The 4,086-nt window shown below is 67.3% G+C and carries 3 protein-coding genes, 1 other RNA gene and 1 pseudogene; 2 read left to right on the forward strand and 3 right to left on the reverse strand.

The features are described 5' to 3' along the window. Positions 1 to 133: 133 nt before the first annotated feature. Positions 134 to 256, reverse strand: a pseudogene (locus tag HCR68_RS14395) (peroxide stress protein YaaA); the annotation flags it as partial. A 94-nt stretch (positions 257 to 350) separates the two neighbouring features. On the opposite strand from HCR68_RS14395, the gene rnpB reads away from it, so the two are divergent. Beyond that, an RNA gene (gene rnpB, locus HCR68_RS13740) (RNase P RNA component class A) lies at positions 351 to 741 on the forward strand. A gap of 79 nt (positions 742 to 820) precedes the next feature. Here rnpB and HCR68_RS13745 read toward each other — a convergent pair. Both HCR68_RS13745 and map read right to left on the reverse strand, forming a co-directional pair. Then, entirely contained in the window at positions 821 to 1,780 is a 960-nt protein-coding gene (locus HCR68_RS13745; protein WP_243859150.1) for a hypothetical protein, read from the reverse strand. A 388-nt stretch (positions 1,781 to 2,168) separates the two neighbouring features. Further along, a complete protein-coding gene (map, locus tag HCR68_RS13750; RefSeq protein WP_167150404.1) occupies positions 2,169 to 3,083 on the reverse strand; it encodes a type I methionyl aminopeptidase in 915 nt (304 codons plus the stop codon). Between the two features lie 140 nt (positions 3,084 to 3,223). Here map and HCR68_RS13755 point away from each other — a divergent pair, with 140 nt between their 5' ends. After that, complete coding sequence (locus HCR68_RS13755) at positions 3,224 to 3,883, forward strand: LysE family translocator (protein ID WP_167150407.1); 660 nt, start codon at positions 3,224 to 3,226, stop codon at positions 3,881 to 3,883. Positions 3,884 to 4,086 lie beyond the last annotated feature (203 nt).

Here is a 4,086-nt window from a genome sequence, read left to right on the forward strand (position 1 = left end):
CCGCGCCGGGTCGGCCAGTGCCTCCAAGGTCATCCTCGTGGCTCGCTCGCGCAGCTCATCGGGGTACTTCTTCTGTCCCATGACAGTGATCCTTCCGTGTCATCACTGCCTCCATCAAACCCGGGGCTTGACACATCACCTCACGGCGCGCTGTGGTGAGCCGCTCGGCGTCCAGCAGCGACTCAAGGGCCAGTGGCGGTCCACTGTCAGGAGCAGTCTTCCCCTCGGACGGAGGCAGCAGGATCAGCACCCGCACATGATAGGTCGGAACCCGCTCCGCAGAGGTCAGGGCCTCGCGGCGGGAACGGATCCTCGACGTCGTCGTCTACCGCTATGCTGGTCGCTGCGGACGAGCCGACCGGGCGGCCGCGGTACCTTGCATCCGCCTCGCGGCGGCCAGGGGCTGAGGAACGTCCGGGCTCCACAGAGCAGGGCGGTGGCTAACGGCCACCCGGGGTGACCCGCGGGACAGTGCCACAGAGAGTAGACCGCCCACCGGATGACGGTGGGTAAGGGTGAAAGGGTGGGGTAAGAGCCCACCAGCGCGACGGGTGACCGCCGCGGCTCGGTAAACCCCGCCCGGAGCAAGACCGCACAGCTGGCGCCTGAAGGCTGCTCGCCCGAGCCAGCGGGTAGGTCGCATGAGGCCATTGGCAACAATGGCCCAAGATGAATGGTCGCCACCGCCAGGCCGGTAACGGCGGGCGGCAACAGAACCCGGCGTACAGGTCGGCTCGTCCGCGCGCCGAGCACGTGAGAACGGGTGTGGCCCGCCAGCCACTACTGGCGGGCCACACCCGATGAGCGGGGTGTTGCGACGTCACTTCGCCGCCACATACACCTCGTTCTTACTGTCGACCTGCGAGAAGGCACTCACAGTGAACGCGCCCTTGCCGTCGTTCGCGGTGGCCTCGTCAATGAGGAAGACGAAGACGCCCTTGGCGGTGCCACCGTCACGTGGCATGCTCTGCCGGCTGAACAGGGTGTCTCCACCCACGGTGATCTCTGCTTCCGCCGTATTGCCCTCATGCGTGTAGCCAACCTTCAGACGGTAAGCATTGAACTGCCCCTGGCCGTGGTAGGTGATTTCGACAGGGACCTGCATGTAAACCTTGCCGGCGGGAGGCTCCTCGTAGCTGTACCTGTTGGTACTGGCCTTGAGGGTTTCGTTAGCGTTCCACTCGACGTCGCCGAATGTCACGTCGACGGAGGCGTCGGGGTCGTCGTCATACTTTCCGGCCTTCAATGTGATCGGGCCGGACTTCGGGTCAATGGGGTCGTTCGCGTTCGACCCAGGACCGTTGTTCTTACCGCTGGTGCTCTTGTCGCTCCCGCTCTTGCCGTCGGAGCTCGAGTCGGGACCGGATGAGGACTTCGAGCCGGAGTCGGACCTGCTCGACTGCTGCGAACTCGTCGTGCCTCCCGCCTTGTTGGAACCGCCGTTGTCCTCGTCGCTGGAGCCGCTCATAGCCCACACGACGCCGCTGATGGCCAGGATGACCACGAGCACCGCGGCGCCGGTCCAGAACCACCACTGCTGGGTGATTGGCTTGGAACCGCCGCCAGGGCCACTCGGCCCACCGACGCCACCGGGCTGCCAGCCGCCGGCCGGAGGCTGCGGGCCCCCGGGAGCCCCTTGACCCTGGAACGGTGTGGGGGACTGGGCGTAGTCCATGTTGGCCGCGTACGGGCTGGCGCCGGTCGCCTGGCCTGCGTAGTCACCCGAAGGAGCCGATGCGGACAGTCCGGTCGGGTCGGCGACCGGAGCGTTGGTGCCCATCTGAGCCGTCGGAGCGGTCGACACCGCCTGGGTCGGCGCCCAGGCCGGGTCGGACCCCGCGGCCGAGGCGGCTGAACCGCTGGAAGGAGCGGAGTCGTCAACCCAGATCTGCCAACCTTCAGGAGCCGGCCCCCAGGCAGGGTCGGGCTGCCAGCCCGCAGGCGGTTCGAAACCTTCTGGCGGTGCGGGCCAGTTCGGTGGTGGGTTGAAACGCAAAGCCATGTGAACCTCCGGGAGGGATAACGGGCGGGACTCGGTGAGCGGTCCCCGGTAACGGGACCGATACGTCCACTGCCCACGGACGATACGTCGTCGACTCGCTGTCAGGCAACGTGAATGGGTGCGGATGAGCGCGAATGGGGAGCCCTCCCCGGCGCTCCGCGCGGTCTCAGGGTTGAGTGAGGACCTCTGCGCCGTCCTCGGTCACCACCAGTGTGTGCTCGAACTGAGCGGTCCGGGAACGGTCCTTGGTGACCACCGTCCAGCCGTCGTCCCACTGCTCCCACTCGATGCCACCGAGTGTGAGCATCGGCTCGATGGTGAACACCATGCCCGTCTCGATGACGTCGTCGTGCAGGGGAGCGGCGTCGTAGTGGGGGATGATGAGACCGGAGTGGAAGGCCTCACCGACGCCGTGCCCGGTGTAGTCACGCACCACCCCGTAGCTGAAGCGCTTGGCGTAGGCCTCGATGACCCGGCCGATGACGTTGACCTCGCGGCCGGGCTTGACGGCCTTGATGCCCCGTTCCATCGCGGTTCGGGTGCGCTCGATGAGCAGCTCCGTCTCAGGATCGACCTCGCCGACGGCGTAGGTGGCGTTCGTGTCGCCGTGGACACCGCCGATGTAGGCGGTCACATCGAGGTTGATGAGGTCGCCCTCGTTCAAACGGGTCGAGTCCGGGATGCCGTGACAGATGACCTCGTTGATCGAGGTGCAGATCGACTTGGGGAAGCCCATGTAGCCCAGGCAGGAGGGGTAGGCCCCGTGGTCGCACAGGTACTCGTGCGCGATCCGGTCCAGCTCGTCGGTGCTCACCCCCGGGGCTATCGCCTTGGCGGCCTCGGCCAGGGCGCGAGCGGCCAGCCGGCCCGCCACCCGGATCCGCTCGATCGTCTCGGCATCCTTGACCTCCGAGGCGGTGACGCGCTCAGGACCGTCGTGGAACATGTACTCGGGGCGTTCAATGGATGCCGGTACGTGCCTCTCAGGGCTGAGCGTCCCTGGGGTGAGCGTGCCGCGTGGCGCACGGTCCGCCAGTGAGGCCGGGGGCATCGAAGACGCAGAGGAAGCCGAAGAACTCATGGCGTCAGCATAGGAGCAGGCGTCCGTCCCGTGGGACTCTCCTTTCAACGGGACTGCGGAGGCCTCTACCATCGCGCTATGGGCCTTGTCACTGTTGCCTCTCTTGCCTCTGTCCGCCGTGCCGCTGGGAGCAGGACGTCATGAGCCTGTCGCAGGCGCTGGCCGGGTTCGCGGTCCTGGCCCTCATGCTGACTCTCGTGCCCGGACTGGATACCGCCGTTGTCCTGCGAGGGGCCCTGACTCGTTCGCGCTCTTACGCCTTCGCCACCATCGTTGGCATCGTGACCGGCCTGGTCCTGTGGGGCGCGGCCGCCGGAGCCGGTGCGACGGCGGTCCTCGCCGCCTCTCGGACCGCGTACCGGGCGCTGTCGCTGGCCGGGGCCGTCTACCTGACCTGGCTGGGCCTGCGAATGATCATGCGCTCGTGGCGGAGTGAGAACCAGTCAGCCGATCCACAACGCTCCTCTGCGCTTGACGGCGGCTCTGCTCCCAAGGGCGGTCTGTGGCACGGATGGTCCGTCGGTCTGCTGACCGACCTGCTCAACCCCAAGGCCGGCGTCTTCTACCTGGCCACCATCCCGCAGTTCATGGCCGACGGCGTCCCACCCTTGGTCATGGGGATCCTTCTGGCCCTCGTTCACGGAGCCTGCAACGCGGTCTGGTTCGGGGCTCTCGCTCTGGGTGCCTCCTGGGTGGGTCCCCGTGTGGCCGGCGCCCGCCTGACGCGCTGGATCGACCGCGTCACCGGCGGTCTGTTCATCGGGTTCGGCGCCAAGCTTGCGTTGGACGTTCGGCACTGAGCGCGGCACAATGCGGCGGGGCACGGCCCGGCTCGATCAAGGTGACAGAGGGGAAACACGTTGAGCAGTCCGAACACCGTGAAGACCCAGGTCGGCCATCAGCCGTTCGACGGTGCACCGGGCCACGTGACCGGCACCGTGACGCTCGGCGGCCTCGGGTCGGTTGAGCATCACGTGCATCTTGCGGGCCCCCAGGACCGAGT

Origin of the sequence: Actinomyces sp. ZJ308, from assembly GCF_011752065.1 — a bacterium.
In the GTDB taxonomy this organism is placed as follows: domain Bacteria; phylum Actinomycetota; class Actinomycetes; order Actinomycetales; family Actinomycetaceae; genus Actinomyces.